The sequence below is a fragment of the Streptomyces lacaronensis genome (assembly GCF_047337785.1).
GTDB lineage: Bacteria > Actinomycetota > Actinomycetes > Streptomycetales > Streptomycetaceae > Streptomyces > Streptomyces lycopersici.
In genome coordinates this window covers 10,678,516-10,696,373 of record NZ_JBLHDK010000003.1, presented here as the reverse complement: position 1 = coordinate 10,696,373, position 17,858 = coordinate 10,678,516, and the positions used below count along the sequence as shown (strand labels likewise).

Genomic DNA, 17,858 nt, shown 5'->3' with positions numbered 1-17,858 from the left:
ATGACATTGATCTCCTCCACGTATCGCCGTCTAAGAAAACGTGAAGTGTCCGGCCCTGTGGCGCTCTTCGACCCGCTTCATCGCCTCGTCGAGCGTATACAAGGACATACCCTTGGACGATCTCCACGCTTTCAGCTTATTGTGCATATCTGCGATGTCGCTAAAGGGTTGCGAACGATGCGGGAGCCCTTTAGCGTATTCCGTGTCCCTCACTTCCTGGACTGCGTCGATGAAGTTGGGCGTCTCCCGCAGGGCCGTTTTGAGCTCACGCTCACTCGCGGTGTTGATGTTGACCGGAGCCGGTCTACTACCGGGCACGGGCGGTGCGGGAATAGGTAGGGTTGCACTGGCGATCGCATCGAACTTGTCCCAGTCGGAAGGATTTCTTCCACTTGCATCCGGCTTTCTGCCATATAGACCCCACGATGCCGTAATGGTCTTGGGGAACCCGGGCGGATACTCTCCCGCAGCATATTTCTCCGGGGCGACCCTTCTCCCCGGATAACTGTACGGGGAGCTTCCTTCCCAGCGCGCCAAGTGCACCTTATACCAACCCACATTCTCTGGGTTTTTGTTTATTGACCCGAACGTCATGGCCGCAAACTTCTCGAAGCTGTCATAGAAGGGTCCATTGATCGCGTTGAGCGCTGGCACGAAGTTCGATGTCTTGGCAGGCCCTCCAAGCTGCCTGGGAATGAGGTGCATCCGGTCCCACTGGGGCTTTCCCGGGCTGTTGAGGCCATGGTCATCCACGTATGTCCAGCCTTCGGTGTACTGCCCGCTGGGCGCCTGCCCGTTCCTACCGGCCCATTTTGCGTTCACATATACTGCCTCGGTTTCGTCACCAGGACGTGTACCCATCCTCGGCTGAGGAGTGATTTGCGGGTCCGGCAGGCTGTGTTCGTTCAGGTAATCCTTCATCTCCTCTGAGAATCCATTGAGTACGTCCTCTTCAGGGTTGAGCGTTGCCCTGATCTTGAACCTGGGCTTCCCTTCCTTGGTTAGGCTCGTAAGCCGGTAATACTGACGAAGGGCGGCAAGCATCTGCAGATGAGCCGTCTGCGGCATTCCTGGCTCAAGGCGCTTCCTCAGGATTCGGCGGATACGCCTGACAATCTCGTCCAGCCTCTCCTCTTTGGACTCTTCCTCTTCCTTCTTCTGCTTGTCCTTGTCCGGCTTGGACTTGGGCCTGCCCGGGCCGCTCTTGTCGGGATGGGGCTTGCGCTTGTTGGGGCCCTTCTTGTTGGGCCGCCTGCCGGGGCCGTCCTTGTCGGGTCTGGTCTTTCGGGGACCTGGCTTGTCGCCGTCCTTGTCCGGCTTGGGCTTCTTGCCGTCGCCTTCCTTCGGCCTGGTGGGCTTGTCGCCGTCCTTGTCCGGCTTGGGTTTCTTCGGGTCGTCCTTGTCGTGCTTGGGCTTGGTGGGGTCCTGGTCCTTGGGGTCCTTGGTCGAGGGCTTGTCGTCGTTCTTCGGCCTGTTCTCGGGGCCCATGTCGTCCTTGGGGCTGCCCGGGGTTTTGTCGTCCTTGGGATTGGGCTTTGTCTGCGGCTCGGGCTTCGGCTTGGCCGGGGGTTCCGGCTTGGGCCTGGGTTTCGGGGATGGGGTCGGGCGGGTGTCCGGGCGGTCTTCCTCGGGCTTGGGCTTGCCGTTTTTATCCTTCGTGGTGGGGGCTGGGGTCTTGGTGTCGGTGGGTGTCGGCTTGGGTTTGCCGGGGGTTCCCGGCCTGGTGGGTTTGGTTTGCGGGTGCGATGGCGTTGTGGGCTTCGGCTTCGGGGACGTTGTCGTTGTCGGGCGCGTTGTGGGGGCGCTTGCCCTGGGTGGGGTCGGCTCTTGCGGCCTTTCGTCGGGCTTCGGCTTGCCGCCCCGACCGTCCGAGCCCCCCTCGTCCGCCCCGCCCTTCCCGCCCGCTCCGCCCTTGCCGCCCTTCCCCTGGCCCAGCTTCGCCGCGATGTTCTTGAAGCGCCGGCCCACCTTCGCGACGTACTTGCCGATCCCCGACAGCAGCGCCTGGTAGGCCAATTCGAGGAGCGCCACGATGCCCGCCGCGACGGCCTTCGCGAAGAGGATGCCCGCGCCGCCCATCCGGACGAGCTTCAGCCAGTCGAGGACCGCGCCCACCGCGCGCAGGATCGCGCCGAGCGCGCCGATGGCCGTGCGGATGGCGTCGATGACGGCCATCACCCAGCCCGCTCCCGGGATCAGCTTGGCGACGACCTTGGTGATGACGATCTCGCCGATGATCAGGGGGAGTTGGGGGACGATCGCGTCCCACGTCTCCTTGACGATCTGCTCCAGTGTGAAGCCGCCCTTGAGCAGCTTGTCCAGGATGGCCTTGGGGACGCCGATGATTTCCTGGATCTTGGACTGGAACCAGTCCTTGACGGCCGACTTGACCTCGCGGAAGAGGTGGTTCTTCGCACCGTCCACCGCCGAGTTCTTCGCACCGCTCAGCCAGCCGCCGGGGTCGGAGAGGAAGTCGACCGCGATGAGCATGAACTCCCCGAGCGCGCCCAGCAGCTTGGAGGCGAAGTCCAGGACCGCCTTCACCGCGTCCACGACGGCCTTGACCACGTCCAGCAGCATCTTCTTCAGGACGTCAAGGATGCTGCTCAGCAGCTTGCCGAGGGCGTTCAGCAGGTCGGTGATGGCCTGCTTGAGCATGGTGGCGAGCTTGTTGACGAGGGCGATCGCGGCGTTGATCAGGCCGGTGATGAAGTTGCGGATGCGCTTGGCCAGGTCGATGACGGCCCGCACCATCGCCTTGGCGAACTCGATCAGGTCATTGATGAAGTTCTTGATCGCGTCGACGATCGCCTTACGGGCGTCGTTGATCCAGCGCTCGACGGTCTCCTTGAAGTTCTTGATGAACCCGATGACCGCGTCCCGCGCCTCCCTGATGACGCGGACGATCGCGTTCTTGATCTCGATGACCTTGTCCTTGATCCAGTCAAAGGCCTTGCTGACCCAGTTGCCCGATTCCTCGACGCTGTCGTCGCGCTTCTTCTCGGCGTCGTGTTCGGCCTGGTCGCCCTTGTCCTGGATCTTCTTGTCGCTGTCGTCCTTCTCCTTGTCGACGTCCTTGTCGGTCTGCTCTTCCTTGTCCTTGACGTCCTTGCGGATCTTCTCGTGGCGGTCGGTCTTCTTGTCGCCGAGTGACTGAAGCTCCTTGTCCTGCTCCGTGCGCCAGTCCTGACGCTTGGCGGTGACCTCGGTCATCGCCTTCTCGCGCTCGCTCGCCTGGCTCTTCGTATTGGCCGCGACCTCGGCGTCGACCTGCCGCTTGTGCTGCTGCTGACCGTCCCGGAAGTCGCGGTCCTTGGTCTGCCGCCCCTCGGACATGCTCTTCTGGCCGTCGGTGAACGCCGCCTGGAACTGCGGTCCACGTTCGTGCTCGGCCACTTCCGACGCGGCCTCGGGAGGCACGGCGCCCGTCGTCGCGCCGCCCCCGGGCGCACCGCCGCCCCCGCCGCCCCGCTGCCCTGGGACCTTGGCCGACATCTGCTCCTTGGGAGCGTTGGGGTAGACCTGATCCTCGCCCATCCCCCGGCCCGCGTCGTCGCGGCCCGTCGCGACGGTCTCCTGGCCCTTGGTGTCGACGGCCGAACCCTGCTCACCGGCCGTCTGGTCGGCGGAACCCCGCATCCGCACGCCCGGCGCGTTGCCCGCCTGGGCCTGCTTGAGCGCTTCGTCCTTGGTCGGCAGCCCCGCGAACTTGGCAGCCAGCGCCTGCGGGTCCACCACGGGCTTGTCGGCGCCGAAGAGGCTCGCGACCCCGTTCACGATCTTGCCGCCGATGAAGCCCAGGGCCATCTTGAAGGTGTCCCAGCCGCCGGGCTCCTCGGCCTTCTCCGCCTCGATCTGGCCCTCGGGCTCCTTGGCGCCCGTGACCTTGGCGTCTTCCTTCTCCGGCGCCTCGGACTTCTGGGCCGGATCCTGCGAGTACTGGGCCGGGGCGTCGGTTTTCGGCTTGCCCTGGAGGGTCTGCGGGGCGCCCGCCGGGCGCTGCATCGAGGGCGGGGCGGCGGCGAGCGCCTTGTGTTCGTCGCCGACGGTGCGGTTGACCGATCCGCTCACGCCCGTCATGGCCTGCAACGCCACATGGGGCTTGAGCCTCGCGGCGGTGGACAGGCCCGCTTCCGGGGACACTTGGGAGAGGTTCGGGGCCGGTCCGGAGTCCTTCTTCTTGCCCTTGGCGGAGGCGGACGCCCTGCCGCCGCCACCGCCTCCCCCGCCACCGGCTCGGGATCCACCGCCACCGCCACCGCGCGGCGCCTTGGCGGACGGTGCCGACTTGGGCGCCGCGGCCTTGGCGCCCGGTGCGGCCTTGGGCGCCGGGGCCTCCTTCGCGGTCGCAGTCGCAGGCGCGGCCGCAGGCTCAGGGGCCTGGTCGGGCTCGGCGGACTTCTTCTCTTCCGGTGCGGGCGGTGCCGGCTCCGCCGCCGGGGCCTCGGTACGCTCCGTCGGCGCGCCCTGCTCGCTCTGCGCCCCGCTGCTCGCCCCGCCGGGCGTATCAGCGTTGGATCCGCCCGTGACCTGGGTGTCCCGCGCGGGTGAGGGGGACTTGGCGTCCGCCGTGGGTTCGCTCTTGGCCGCGGGCGCCGCGTCCGCCTTCTTCCGCTCCTCCTTGGCCGCGGGCTCCTGCGCCGCCTGACCGCCCACCGCCTGCTGGGACGCCTTGTCCTGCGCACCGCCGGACGCGTCACCCGCCGCTGAGGTGCCCTTCTCCTCCTTCGCGGCCTGTTCCGTGGCTTCGCCGCCGTCCTCGGACCTGCCCGCGGCCTCCTGCACCGTCGTCTGGGCGACGACGGGCCCGTCCTTGGGGTCGGCGCCGCTCTTCGGATCGCGTGTCCCGGCCGGTCCCGGTCGGCTCTCGGCGGCCTGCTCCACCGCGAGACCGTCAGGCCCGTCGCCCGTGGCCGCGGCGCCGTCGTCCGCCTCCGCCGAGGGCTCGGCGTCGGCGGCCGAGTCGGCGGCGTCCTCCTCGGGTTCGGCCTCCTCCGCCTCGTCCTCGGCGTCCTCCGCGTCCCGCTCGGCCTGCACCTTGTCGGCCTTGGTCAGCGGAGGGGCGGGGAAGGACGGGACAGGGGCGTCGGCGGACGATGCGGGGTCGAGCGTATCCGCGGTCGATACGCCGGACACGTCGAGATCCTGCTCCGGCAGGAAGTCCTCCGGCTGGAGCTTGATGTCCCAGGCGCTCTTCTCCGCGCCCCCGACCTCGACCTCCGACTCACTGCCGGAGCCGAACGGGTCCTCCTCGGCCCGCTCCTCCGGACCGTCGAGATCCTGGGCGCGTACGCCGTCGAGCGTGGAGAACACGCCGGGCGACTGGGTGTCCGCACCCGAAGCCGTCGGCGAACCGGTGGGCTTGTCCGCGCCCCGCTTGTCCTGCTGCTTCAGCTGCTGACCCGCCACGAGCGAATCGACCGCGCCCGGACGGTTCTTGGCCGCCGACTCCTCCTTGCTCGGCGTCGCGACGCCCTGCTGCTCCTGCCCTTCCTTCCCCTCCCCCTCCTTGCCCTTCCCGGGGCTCTCGGCCTTCTTCTCGCCATCCTGCTGCCCGCCTCCGGACTTCCCGCCCGAGGCCGAGGACGACGACGGCTGCTGGGACCGCGGGGCAGTCGCTGACGCCGAACCGCCGGACTTCCCACCCGACGAAGGGCTTCCGCCCTCGCGTCCCGCGTCGGCGCCCGGCCGCTGCTCCGGGCTCCCTCCCCGGCCCTCCTTCCCGGGCGCGCCTCCGCCGTTCCGCGGTGTACTGCCCGGCGCGCCCTCCCCCGCGGGCTCGTCCTTCTCCGGACCCGGCGCGGGCGCCGGGCGCTGCTCCTCCTCGCGGCGCTCCGCCGCCCCCCGCCGCTGGGTCTCGCGCTCGAACAGCAACTCCTCGACCGGGTCCGGCTCGACGTCCGGGGCGGCCAGCGACTCCCGCTCCAGGTTGTCGTCCGCCTCGATCTCGTCGACGAAGTCGAGCACCCGCTCGTGCTCCGAGCTCAGGAGCCTGGTCTCCAGCCGGTCGAGGACGGCGTCCTGCACCTCGTCCGGCATCCGCGCCAGTTGCATACGGGTGCGCTTGGAGCGGTCCTCGGGGTCGCCGCGCAGGGAGCGGACGACGCTGCCCGCGAGGCGGTCGACCAGGGTCGCCGGGTCGAGCTTCTCCATGCGGTTGCGGTCGGCGTCGACCGTGGCGTAACGGAGCCAGCCCGGGGTCGCGGACGTCTGCGGCTCCGTCTCGGTGTCCGGCTGCCCGCCGCGCGTCAGGTCCCGCGCCGTGCCCTCCGCCTCGCGCTCCATCGCGTCCTGGGGCAGGCTCACCGCGCCCAGGTCGCGGCCCGCGCGCAGGGTGCCGAGGCCGTGGGGGTTCTGGACGGTGTGGAGCAGTTCGTGGGCGAGGAGGCGGCGGCCCTCCGTCGTACCGGGGCGGTAGGTGTTCTCGCGGAAGAAGATGTCCTGGCCGACCGCCACCGCGTCCGCGCCCAGCAGTTCGGTGAGGTGGCCCGCGTCGCGGTCGGTGTGCAGGCGGACCTGGCCGAGGTCGTGGCCGAGCTGTTCTTCGAGGTCGCGCCGGACGCTCGGGTCGAGGGGCTGTCCGGCGCCGCTGACGATGTCCTTGGGTTCGGGCGCACGGGCCTTGCCGGTCCGTTCCTTGCGCTTGCGGCGCTTGGCGGACTGGGACGCGCGGTCGTCCTGGGTGGTGGACGGTGCGTTGCTCATGTCGCCTCCCGCCCCCTTCCGGACAGGCCCGCGTGCACGGCCCGGGCCAGGGCCTCGCCCAGCCGGGCCGGGGAGGTGGTGGCGGGGAGCGGGGGCAGGCCGGACAGGGCCTCGATCGCCGTGCCCTCCCCGGTCGCCGCCAGCGGTACGCCGCGCTCCCGCACCAGCCGGGCCAGCTCGGCCTGGAACGCCGCCGAGACCCGGTCCGGGTCGATACCGGCGCCGAAGCCGGTCAGCGCCAGTTCGGCGATGTCCACCTGGATGGCGCTCGGCTGCTCGTTCGGACCCATCCGGTCGTTCAGACCCATCCGGTGACCTCCGAGGGTGTGAGCGAACGGTCCAGCTTCTGGTACTCGGTGCGCGCCGCCGCCAGCATGTGGCGCATCTGGAGGCGGTCGCCCTCCTCGGCGGCGAGGAAGGCCCCGGAGAGCGCGATATTGCGAATCGAGCCGCCCGCCACGGTGAGTTGGGCGAGGCGTTCGGGGTCGATGTCCTTCATCGGCGCCCGGGCGGGGAGCACTCGGCGCCAGATCTCGGCGCGCTCGCCCTCGCCGGGGAAGGGGAAGTCCACGACGAAACGGATCCGGCGCATGAAGGCCGGGTCGAGGGCCTTCTTCATGTTGGTGGTGAGGATGGCCAGGCCCCGGTACGCCTCCATGCGCATCAGCAGATAGCTGACCTCCAGGTTGGCGTACCGGTCGTGGCTGTCCTTGACCTCGCTGCGCTTGCCGAACAGCGCGTCCGCCTCGTCGAAGAGCAGCAGTGCGCCTCCGCGCTCGGCGGCGTCGAAGACCTTGCGCAGGTTCTTCTCGGTCTCGCCGATGTATTTGCTGACCACCTGGGAGAGGTCGATGACGAACAGGTCCAGGCCCAGCTCCTTGGCCATCACCTCGGCTGCGAGGGTCTTGCCGGTGCCGGAGCCGCCCGCGAAGAGGGCGGTGACGCCCAGGCCGCGGCGGAGTGTCGCGGCGAAGCCCCACTCCTGGTGGACGGTGGCGCGCTGCCGTACGTGGGCGACGATCTCGCGCAGGATCCGCGCCTGGTGATCGGCGAGCACCAGGTCGTCCCAGGCGGCCTCGGGTTCGATCCGCCGGCCCAGCTCGTCCAGGCCGATGCGGGCCTCGATGAGCCCTGCGCGCCAGGCGAGTTCGGCGGGGTCGAGTGCGTCCGTGCCCGAGTCCGTGCCCGTGCCCGTGCCCGTGTCCGTGCCCGTGTCCGTGCCGGGGAGGTCACGGCGTACGGCGGCGGCCGCGGAGCGGATGATGTGCGGCGGCAGCTGGAACTGTGCGACCAGCGACCGCAGATGGGCCTTCTCGATCCGCGGGATGTCGGCGAAGGCGTCCGCCCAGAGGGCGAGTTGTTCGCTGTCGTCCAGCCCGGGCACGGCGACGCGCTCGCCGCGCGGGCGGCCGGTCCGGCGCGGGTCCTCGCTGGAGACGACGAGGGGCACGGCGGCGGCGTCGATGAACGCGTCCGTGGCGGCGGTCTGTTCCCGGTCCATCTCGTCGACCTCCAGCAGGAGCGCCGCGGGCAGCAGCACGGCCTCGCGCTGCCAGAGCCGGGCGAGGCGGTCGCGTTCGGTCGCGTCGGTGGGGACGTCGTCCGAGGCCATGACGTACAGCGCGAGCCCGGTACGGCGGGCGGCCTCGGCGGCGATGTCGGTACGGGTGGTCAGGTCGCCGCCGACGAGCTCCACCCGCAGCGGGGCCGCCGGACGCGACTCGTTCCAGCCCGCGGCCACCTGGTCCGCCGCCCGTTCGTACGAGGGGGGCAGGGTCCGCGGGGGTCGCGCACGGCGCAGCAGTCCGTGCAGCCGGGCGTCGAGGTAGGGCGATCCGGCCAGGAAGTGCAGGATGCGCTCGTCGATCCGGAGGCGGGAGGTGGTGAGCCGGGTCTCGTCGTCGAGGTCTATGAGCCGCCAGCGGCGGAGCGGGGACACGGGGGTGAGCGCGCTCCAGTGCGGCTCGTCGAGCGCGGCGAGGGCGAGCGAGAAGGTGGGGTACGCACGGGCCGGATCGCCGCTTGCGGCGGCACATCGCGCGGCGGCGGTGGGGTCCAGCTCGGCGGCCGCCGTCAGCACGACGAGCTGGCGCTCGAAGGCGCTGAGGCCGAAACAGGCCACGAGCGCGTCGAGCGTGGCGGGGCCGGGAATCGCTTGCTCGTGGTCCTCCGTGCGGGGCGAGTGGGGCGGTCGGGCGGCGGTGGCTGAGAGGCCGCCCGAGGTCGCGGTCTCGGGCTCGCCCGGCGGGCCCGGTGTGGCGTCGGCCACGGTCGTTGTCCGGGACGTGGGTCCTTGGCACGTATGGCGGTCGTGGCCTTGGCCGTCGTCGGCCGGAGCGATGGGCTCGTCGGTGGTGGCGGCGCCGGGCCGGGCGACATCGTGGCGGGTGGCGCCCGGCCGGGTGGCGCCGGGGCGGGAGCCGTTGGCGGTGGCGCGGCGGGCGTGGGCGTCGACGCGGGCCAGTACGGCCTGGACGGCGGCGGCCAGGGCCTGTCCGTCCTCGGCCGCGATGGCGTCCGCGATGGCGTCCGCGCTCGCACTGGCCTCGTCGGCCGCCGACGCGCGGCCGTTTCTCGTGCCCATGGTGTCGTCCGCCCCCTTCTCCCCCACCGTGGGCCTCAGCTCTCCGTGTCCTCGGAGCGGCCGCCGCGGCGCCGGGGCGTGGCTTTACGTGTACGGGCGGGCGAGGCGGCGGACTTGGCGGCGGCGGACTTCGTGGTCTTGGTCGCGGCCGATTTGGTGGCGGCCGCCTTGGCGGTCGTGGCGGCTTCAGCGGTCTTGGCCGCGGCCGTCTTCGCGGCGGCGGGGCGCTTCTTGGCGCGCTGGACGGGCGAGGGAGTCTCGTTCTCCGTCGACGCCTCCGACGGCGCCTCCGTCTCTGCGGGTTCCTCGGGGCTCTCCGCCCCCGGCAGGGTGGGTGGCTCCGGCGCTCCCGGGGCGCCGAAGGGCAGCACCCGCACCGTGGGCCGTTCCACCGGCTTCGCCGGGACCGGGCGCTCGCGTCCCTCGATCAGGACCAACGAGCCCTGGTAGCAGACCGACAGCACATACGGCGTCTGGTAGAGCATCCCCCAGAGCTTGGAGGTCTCGTCCACGTCCATCTGTGTCGGGGTGAAGCGCACCCGCTGCACCGCCTCCACCAGATCGCTGCCCGTCAGGTACGAGCGCCGGGCGGCCTCCTCGATCACGTCCTTCGGCAGCATCGGGAGCTCGTGCAGGATACGCACCACCGTGCCGATCAGGCGTTGCCCGACCAGTTCGGACTCCTCGCCGTACGCACTGATCAGGTAGTGCAGATCCATGGCCGCGGCCGGTCGCTTGAGCAGGGTGCCGTCCGAGGCGCGGGTGGGCAGGTCGGTGGCGCGCAGCGAGGCGTTCGGGGTGACCTGGTAGAGGAAGATGTTGATGGTCGGTTCGGTGGGCGGCTCCGCCGGGGGTCTCCGGGTGTCCACCGTGACCGCGATGTCGATCTCGGGCCGCAGATTGTTCGCGATTAGCAGCGCGAGGGCCTGGGTGACGGTCGCGAAGGCGAGTCCGTTGCTCATGGTGTCAGTCCCTCCTCTCGCCGCGTGCCAGGTAGTCCTCCAGGCTCAGCGCGGGCGCGCGCCGTCCCGTCGCTCCGGCGCGGGCGCCCGTGGTGCGGTCGGCGGCGGGCGGGGCGGCGGTGACCTCCAGCCGCCCGATCTGGACGTGCACCGTGCGCTGGGCGGACCGGGCGCGGCGCCGTCCGGCGGGGAGCCGTGCGGCCTCGCGGCCCAGGGCGGGGTCGGCCACGCGGGGCGGCGGCGCGGCGGCCACCGCGGACCGCATGCCCGCGGACGGCAAGCCGGGCGAGTGCCCGGCGGCAGCCGGTGTGGCGTGGGGGGCCGGGGATGCCGTGGCGCCCCGCCGGGCGGCAGGGGCGTCGGGGGCGTCCGGTTGCGGGCTGGCGGTGATCTGTGCGCTGGGGAGCAACAGCGGTGCCTGTGCCGGGAGTTCGGCGTGCCGCTCCACGTCCTCGTACGGTGTGGGCTCGGCGCGTACGACAGTGTGCCGGTCGGTCCTTACCTCGCGGTCGTGCCGGACCACCTCCTGGTAGCGGTCGGCTGCCGGGGGCGGGGACATCCGTACGGGCGCGGGCTCCTCCGGCAGCGGCGATTCCCCCCGCAGCGCCTCGATCCGCTCGTACGGGCCGGGCAGCCGCGGCCGTACCCGGACCGGGCGGTCGCCCACGCCGCCGCCCGCAGCCGGCCCGGACACGGGCACGGGGACGGGGGCGTGCCGCGCGAGCAGCCGGTCGAAGTAGTCAGCCATCTGCGCAGAGCTCCAGGTAGTAACGGCGCCGCAGTGGGCTGAGCGCCAGGATCTGAGGCTCGCTCCAGCCATATGCGGTGGCGAGCAGGTGGACGTCGAGGAGCAGGTCCCGGGCCCAGTGGTCGAGTTCGGCCCAGAGGTAGGAGGCGATATCCAGCTCGGCCCGGGTGGCCTCGCCGCATTCGGGGCAGGCGACGTTGAGCGTCACATCGGCCGCCGGGTCGGCGCGTTCGGCGGCCTCGGCGAGGCGACGCTGCACCGGCTCCGGCAGTTCGGCCGCGGGGAGGCGGTCGGCGGTCATGGGCCGCCCCGAACGGTGCACGGAGACGATGCAGCGGGCGAGCAGGGCTCGGCGGGCGCGGGCGGCGGCGGGCTCCTGTTCGGCCTCGCCGCCGCACGAGTCCGACGCCGCGCCCAGGCTCCCGTACGCGTCCGAGACCGCGTCCACGTTCCCGTACGAGTCCGAGGCCGCGTCCAGGTTCCCGTTCGCGCCCAAGGGCCCGCCCGCTTCGGCCGCCGCCTGCGCGGCGGCCTCCACGTCGGCGACGGTGGGCAGCCGGAGCTCGACCGCCCACTCGCCCTCCTCCACCCGGAGCGGGCCGTCCTGCTCCCCCGGGCGCACGCCCAGGTCGCGTGCGTCGAGGTCGAACTCCATGGCCTCGCCGCACGCACCGCACTCGGCCCGGATCTGCATCCGCTCGCCGAAGAGCGCGCGCCGCAGGGCGTACAGATCCGCCTCGCGCTCGCCCACCGGCAGCGCCAGCAGTTCGTCCGCCGCGGTCTCCGGGCGGGCCGCCCGGTGCAGCAGCAGGGCGCGGCCAGGGCCGTGGTGCGCCAGCCCCGCCTCCCAGATGGCCAGCAGTTCCGCGGGCCCCGTGTTCCCCATCTCTCAGGCCGTCCGCTCCCCGTACCGTGCCGCTCCCCGTACCGTGCCGTTCCCCGTACCCGTGACCTGCCCGCCGTCGCGTCCCGATGGCCGCCGTCGTCCCCCGCCTACGCGGGATGCGTGAACGAGGGCTCTTCCGGCTCCGGCACCTCGTAGTCCCGCTCCCAGCCCTCGCACTCCAGCTTCAGGCTCTGGATCGCGACCGCGTTGGCGTTGGCGTCCAGCTCGCCGAGCACCTGGTACTCGCTCGGCCAGGTCCGGTAGAGCTTGTGCGAGACGGCCACCTGGCCCGCCTCGTTGAGGACCTGGATGACGATGTCCTTGCGGAAGTCGGCGAGCGAGACCTCGGAGCCGAGCCCCGCGCCGACCTGCCAGACCTTGTTGGCCCAGCGGTCGAACTCGGGGTCGTGGGTGACGCCGCGCTCCAGGGTGATCCCCTCGAACTCGGACCGGCCCGGGGACTTGCGGGGTGAGCTGGGGTCGCCGCCGTTGCGGTGTTTGACGACCTCGGTGGTGCGCTTGAGCGGACTGATCTTGCTGATGCCCGCGACCGTACGACCGTCCCAGAGGACCAGAAACTTGAAGTTCTTGTACGGGTCGAAGCGATGGGCGTTGACCTGGAACTCAGCCATCACATTCCTAAATCTCGAACTGTCCGGCCATCTGCTGGATCTTGACGATCACGAACTCCGCGGGCTTGACCGGCGCAATACCGACCACGACATTCACCATGCCGTTGGCGATGTCCTCGTCCGTCGTGGTGTCCTTGTCGCACTTGACGAAGTACGCCTGTCGCGGAGTGCCGCCCTTGAACGCGCCCTTCTCGAACAGCGTGTGGAGATAGCCGGAAGCGTTCAGCCGGATCTGCTGCCACAACTGCTCCGTATTGGGTTCGAAAACGACCCATTGCAGTCCGCGGCGCAGGCTCTCCTCGATATGCAGCGCCAGCCGCCGTACCGGTACGTACTTCCATTCGCTGTTCTGCGCGTCGGCGCCGCGCAGCGTGCGGGCGCCCCAGACCAGCGGGCCCACCACCGGGAAGGTGCGCAGGCAGTTGATGCCCAGCGGGTTGAGCAGCCCGTTCTCGCGGTCGGTCAGCTGGACGGCGAGCGAGTACACCCCGGCCAGCCGGGCCTCGGTCCCGGCCGGTGCCTTCCACACTCCGCGCTCGGCGTCCGTACGGGCCATGACGCCCGCGAGCGCCCCGGAGGGCGGGAAGGCGCGCAGCCGCCCGGTGAGCGGGTCGGTGAGCCGCAGCTGCGGGAAGTACAGCGCGGCGTGGTCGCTGCGGACCGGCTCGAAGGCGCCGATCCCGGCGCGGGCCGCGTCCACGCTGCCCCAGGCGGAGGGCGCGTCGACCAGCAGGAAGACCCGCCGCTCCCGGCACAGCCGGTCGGCCGCCGACAGCACGGTGACCATGTCGCCCACGGACTCGTATCCGGCGAGCTCGGGCAGCGACAGCAGGTTGACGTCCTCGATGTCGCGCAGCGCCTGGAGGCCGGTCTTGTCCGCCTCGCTGCCGATGAGGTCGCGGGGGCCGGGCGGGGCGCCGTCCTGGCCGCCGGACAGCGGGAAGACGGGCGGGTTGACCGATGCCTCCAGGCCCAGGTCATTGGCGCATTCGCCCAGGAAGCGCACCACGTCGTCGGGGTCGATGGAACCGGCGACGACCTGGAGGCGGCGGCCGAACGCGGTGACCTCGGTGCCCGCGAAGGCGTGCTTGCCGGGGGCGTCGGGCAGTGCGCGCAGCTTGCGCTCCAGGAGCAGGGCCAGCTCGGTGACGTCGCACGGGGCCTCGCCGTCGCAGCCCGGGTCGTAGAGGGTGAACGCGCGCTCCACCTCGCCGATCTTGACCGTCAGCTCGACCTCGAGGTCGGGGAGTTCCTCCGCGAACGGCTTGGAGACCGTACCGGAGGGGTCCGGCCGGCCCTCGCCGACCGCCTTGACCCGGATCAGTGCGGACCCGGCGTTGATCACGGTCTCGGCGTGGCGACCGTGGCCGGGGTCCATGGACAGGTTGGTGAAGGACTCGCGGGAGGCGCCCCGGGCGTCGAGCACATGGAGGTTGAAGGTCTCCTCCGGGCACGGGGTGTCGTAGTCGACGGCCAGCCGCAGGCCCGAGCCCCAGTGGCCGGGCTCCTTGGCGTGCACCTCCAGCACGGGGCATTCGCTGTGGCCCTCGGTGGATTCGAGGGTGACGCAAGCGGCCTTGCCGGTCCCGGCCTTGGTCACGCGGACGACGACCGCCACGGTGCCGCCGTTGCCGAAGAACTGGTGCACCGCGTAGCCGACCGCGCTCTGCGAGGTGAGGCCCCCGAAACGGCGCTCGAAGTCGGCGAAGCTGGTGACGCGGACCGGGGTGTTCAGCGGGCCCCGCCGGGTGTGGCCCACGAAGGCGGTCACCGAGGTGGTGACCGAGGCGATGGTACGGACACTGCTGGGAAGCTCTTCGATGTAGACACCGGGATAGCCCGCGGGCGTCGGCATTCCCCCTCCATTCTCTTCAGCGCATCAAGAGATGAGGAGGGGAAGTGAAGATCGCGCGCGCCGATTTCCCGCCGCGCACACATTTTCTCCTTGTACTTCCCCCGGTCGCACGCCCCCGCGAAACCGGTATCGCAGGATTCGGAACGTCGCTTGCGGCTCCTGATGCGTGAGTGCGGTTTGAGTTTCCGCGCTCGGCGTGATTCCGGTCAAGACATTGATCCGGTCATCTCCTTCACGGGGAATTCCTAGATCGTTTCACCCTCTCCACAAAGTTGACCAAGCCATTACCGTGCGCGAACGCTTCCGGCAATTCGTGATCACAAAATCCCGTCCGGTGCGCGCCGACGACGAGAACGAGCCGAAAAGGTGAACGGTTCGGCGCGCCGTTTTGCGGTCCGGTGCTCCCGGCGATATCACGCCCGCGCCCGCGGGCCGCGCCCGCTGAGCAGGCACTTCAGTCGCGAGGGACTTCAGTCGCGAGGCACTTCAGCCGCGAGGGACTTCAGTCGCGCGCGAGCGGGGACGGCGCGAGGGTCGCATGGCCGTCCAGCCAGGCCGGGCGGCTGAGCAGCGGGCGGCAGCGGGTGAACAGGGCGAGGAGTTCGGGGCCGCGCCGCTCCCGCAGGGCGGGGTCGAGGCGGGCGCGGTCGAGCTCATTGGCGGCCGAAAGCTCGGCGAAGTCCCGGAGCAGCCGGGGTTCGGGGGTGTGCGCACGGCCGGTGAAGCGGTCGTGGAAGACCGCGTCGGTGTCGCCGAGCGCCGGGCAGGTGGCCTTTCGGTCGCAGCTCGCGTAGAGGTACACGATGGCTTCGGCCTCCGCGCCGATCACCGCCACGAGTTCGCCGCGGCGGCCGAGGGGCAGCAGGGTGACGGGGAAGCCGTCGGTGCCGTAGAACGCGTGGCACAGCCCGGCGAGTTGGAGCTCGGGGCGGGCTCCCCAGGCGGCGAGCCGGGCGCGTACGCGCTGGAGGTGGGCGAGGAGGGTGCTGCCGCCGGGGTGGGCGATGCGCGCGGCGCCGAGGCGGCGCAGGAGAGTGACGGCCCGGTCGGCGGCGGGAGGGGGAGCGGCAGGCACAGGTCGTGTCCTTTCGGTGCTTGGCAGGTCGGCACCCGCACCGCGCCCCCACCCGGTCCGGATCCTCGTGCGAGCGCCGTACGGGTTGCCGCCTGAGCCCTGCGACGATCGTCGCGACCACCGGCCACCCCAGTCAATCCTGGGAATTGCTCGCCAACTCCAAGCTCTACCTTGGGGGTTATGACTCTGGACGATCTGCGAGTGTTCGTGGCCGTGTGCCGGGCCGGCAGCCTCAGCGCCGTGGCCCGGGAGCTGACCTGCACACAGTCGGCGGTGAGCCAGCGGGTGAAGCGGCTGGAGCGCGAGACCGGCGTCAGCCTGCTGGAGCGCCAGGCGCGCGGGGTCGTGCCCACCCCGGCGGGACGCATTCTGTGCGAGGCCGCCGCCGACGGGATCGCCGGGCTCGATCTGGCGCTGCGCCGCCTGGGGGACCTGGTGCACGGGGAGAGCGGTTCGGTGCGGATCACCACCGGCAGCACCACCGTGCGGCACTTCATGGCCGAGGCGATCGTCTCCTTCCGCCGTCGCTATCCGAAGGTCAACCTGGAGTTCCAGACCGAGAGTTCCAGCCGTGGCTGTCTCGGCGCCCTCATCGCCGGCAACCTGGATCTGGCCTGGATCACTCTCGGCGGGCCGGTGCGCGGTGTCGAGCAGCGGCCGGTGGCCGAACTCCCATGGGTGCTCGCCCTGCGGGCCGGGGATCCGCTCGCGGCCAGGTCGCGGGTGGAGGCATCCGACCTCGCCGAGATCCCCCTGGTACGGCTGCCGCCGAACTCCACCTCCGGCGGGCAACTCCACGCGGCCCTGGCCGAGCTGGGCGTACGGGCCGGTTCCGACACCGGCGTCGCCGACTGGGACACGGCCCTGCTGCTGGCCGAACTCGGCCTGGGACGTGCCGTGGTGCCCGCCCTGCCGGGGCTGCCGGTGCCCGGGGGCGACGGGCCGCTGCGGCTCCTCCCGATCCCCGCGCTGCCGCCGCTGCCGGTCGGCTGGGCGGCACGCCGCTGGGACGCGCTCCCGCCGCTGGCCAGGGCCTTCGCCGACACGGTGGCCGACACCTTGCGCGTCGACGCCTCGCCCGAAGGGCACTCGGCACGGCACCACGAGTGATCATTTTCGGACTTCCGCCGCCAACGCGCCGGGATGGGCCGTCTCGACATGGCACGCACCCCCTATGCTTCTACACGCATGTAGAAGCACGTAACCCCATTCGCACCCGTAGCCCCATTCACACCCGTAACCCCCCACGCATCCGTAACCCCCTACGCACACGCGACAGTACGCACATTGAAGGAGTGGACGCCCCCATGGTGTTCAAACGACTGCTCGGCTCGCTCGGTGTCGGCGGGCCCACCGTGGACACGGTGCTGGACCCCGGCCCGGTACGCCCCGGCGGCCCGCTGACCGGTCAGGTCCATCTCCGGGGCGGGACGGCGGACTTCGAGATCGAGCAGATCACGCTGGAGCTCGTGGCCCGGGTGGAGGACGAGCACGGCGACGAGGAGCGGGAGGGGGTCGTCTTCTTCGACCGCTTCACCGTCGGCGGCGGCTTCCGGCTCGCCGAGGGCGAGCACCGCAGCCTCCCGTTCACCGCCCACCTCCCCTGGGAGACGCCGATCACCGAGCTGTACGGGCAGCCGCTGGGCATCATCCTCGGCGTCCGCACCGGGCTGGAGGTCGCGGGCGCGAAGGACAAGGGCGACCTCGACCAGCTGACCGTGGCCCCGCTGCCGGTCCAGGAAGCCATTTTGGAAGCGCTGGGGCAGCTCGGGTTCGGGTTCAAGTCCGCCGATCTGGAGCTGGGCCATGTGGGCGGCACCGGGCAGCGGCTGCCGTTCTACCAGGAGATCGAGCTCACCCCGGCTCCCCAGTACGCCCACGCCATCAAGGAGCTGGAGGTGACGTTCCTGGCGAACCCGGGCGGCATGGACGTCGTCCTGGAGGCCGACAAGCGCGGCGGGCTCTTCTCCTCGGGGGAGGACGCCCTCACGCTCTTCCCCGTCGGCCATGAGGGCGTCGAGCACCGCGACTGGAACGCCGAGGTCGACGCCTGGATCCGCCGGCTCGTCGAGCGGCGCGCCACCTATGGCTCTTACGGCTCGCATGGCTCGTACGGCGCCCACGGCTCTTACGGCCACGGTGAGCATGACGGGCACGGTCACGGCTACGGGCCCGCGGACCACCACCACGATGGGCACCACGACGGCGGGCGGCGCTCCGGCCCGAGCACCGCGACGATCGTCGGAGGCGTCGCGGCGGGTGTCGCGGTCGGCGTCGTCGGCGGGATGGTCGCCGCGGAGGTGGTCGACGAGATCGGCGACGCCTTCGAGGACGAGGACTGACCGCCTTCCCCGGCCCGGTACGGCCCCGGGCCGGGGAGCCTTCCCGGCGTTTCGGCCATGCCCCGGTGC

At 71.1% G+C, this 17,858-nt stretch carries 11 protein-coding genes; 2 read left to right on the top strand and 9 right to left on the bottom strand.

All coding sequences use genetic code 11. The features are described 5' to 3' along the window. Window positions 1–30: 30 nt before the first annotated feature. From ACMTAK_RS46335 to ACMTAK_RS46295, 9 genes are all read right to left on the bottom strand, one after another. Window positions 31–6,705: an eCIS core domain-containing protein gene (locus ACMTAK_RS46335; RefSeq protein WP_413811714.1), complete on the bottom strand. Its 6,675-nt coding sequence runs from the start codon at window positions 6,703–6,705 to the stop codon at window positions 31–33. Then, entirely contained in the window at window positions 6,702–7,013 is a 312-nt protein-coding gene (locus ACMTAK_RS46330; RefSeq protein ID WP_413811713.1) for a hypothetical protein, read from the bottom strand. The genes ACMTAK_RS46335 and ACMTAK_RS46330 overlap by 4 nt, the downstream gene beginning before the upstream one ends. Continuing rightward, the gene (locus ACMTAK_RS46325) at window positions 7,004–9,289 is read right to left on the bottom strand and encodes an ATP-binding protein (protein WP_413811712.1); all 2,286 of its coding nucleotides are present in this window, start codon (window positions 9,287–9,289) and stop codon (window positions 7,004–7,006) included. The genes ACMTAK_RS46330 and ACMTAK_RS46325 overlap by 10 nt, the downstream gene beginning before the upstream one ends. A gap of 35 nt (window positions 9,290–9,324) precedes the next feature. After that, window positions 9,325–10,251 (bottom strand): Pvc16 family protein, encoded by a 927-nt coding sequence (locus ACMTAK_RS46320; protein ID WP_413811711.1) that lies wholly within the window; start codon window positions 10,249–10,251, stop codon window positions 9,325–9,327. A 4-nt stretch (window positions 10,252–10,255) separates the two neighbouring features. Further along, the gene (locus ACMTAK_RS46315; protein ID WP_413811710.1) at window positions 10,256–10,999 is read right to left on the bottom strand and encodes a hypothetical protein; all 744 of its coding nucleotides are present in this window, start codon (window positions 10,997–10,999) and stop codon (window positions 10,256–10,258) included. Continuing rightward, window positions 10,992–11,885 (bottom strand): T4 family baseplate hub assembly chaperone, encoded by an 894-nt coding sequence (locus tag ACMTAK_RS46310; RefSeq protein ID WP_413811709.1) that lies wholly within the window; start codon window positions 11,883–11,885, stop codon window positions 10,992–10,994. The genes ACMTAK_RS46315 and ACMTAK_RS46310 overlap by 8 nt, the downstream gene beginning before the upstream one ends. A 107-nt stretch (window positions 11,886–11,992) precedes the next feature. Next, a complete protein-coding gene (locus tag ACMTAK_RS46305; protein WP_059144851.1) occupies window positions 11,993–12,517 on the bottom strand; it encodes a phage tail protein in 525 nt (174 codons plus the stop codon). A gap of 7 nt (window positions 12,518–12,524) precedes the next feature. Beyond that, window positions 12,525–14,372 (bottom strand): phage tail sheath family protein, encoded by a 1,848-nt coding sequence (locus ACMTAK_RS46300; RefSeq protein ID WP_413811708.1) that lies wholly within the window; start codon window positions 14,370–14,372, stop codon window positions 12,525–12,527. A 502-nt stretch (window positions 14,373–14,874) separates the two neighbouring features. Continuing rightward, window positions 14,875–15,447, bottom strand: a complete 573-nt coding sequence (locus tag ACMTAK_RS46295) for a DUF6817 domain-containing protein (RefSeq protein ID WP_413811707.1) — start codon at window positions 15,445–15,447, stop codon at window positions 14,875–14,877. A 180-nt stretch (window positions 15,448–15,627) separates the two neighbouring features. Here ACMTAK_RS46295 and ACMTAK_RS46290 point away from each other — a divergent pair, with 180 nt between their 5' ends. Together ACMTAK_RS46290 and ACMTAK_RS46285 are read left to right on the top strand one after the other, a co-directional pair. After that, window positions 15,628–16,557 carry a LysR family transcriptional regulator gene (locus tag ACMTAK_RS46290; protein WP_413811706.1) on the top strand — a complete coding sequence of 310 codons (930 nt, stop codon included), beginning with the start codon at window positions 15,628–15,630 and terminating at the stop codon, window positions 16,555–16,557. Window positions 16,558–16,754: 197 nt separating this feature from the next. Further along, a complete protein-coding gene (locus ACMTAK_RS46285; RefSeq protein WP_413811705.1) occupies window positions 16,755–17,789 on the top strand; it encodes a sporulation protein in 1,035 nt (344 codons plus the stop codon). The last annotated feature ends 69 nt before the right edge of the window (window positions 17,790–17,858 follow it).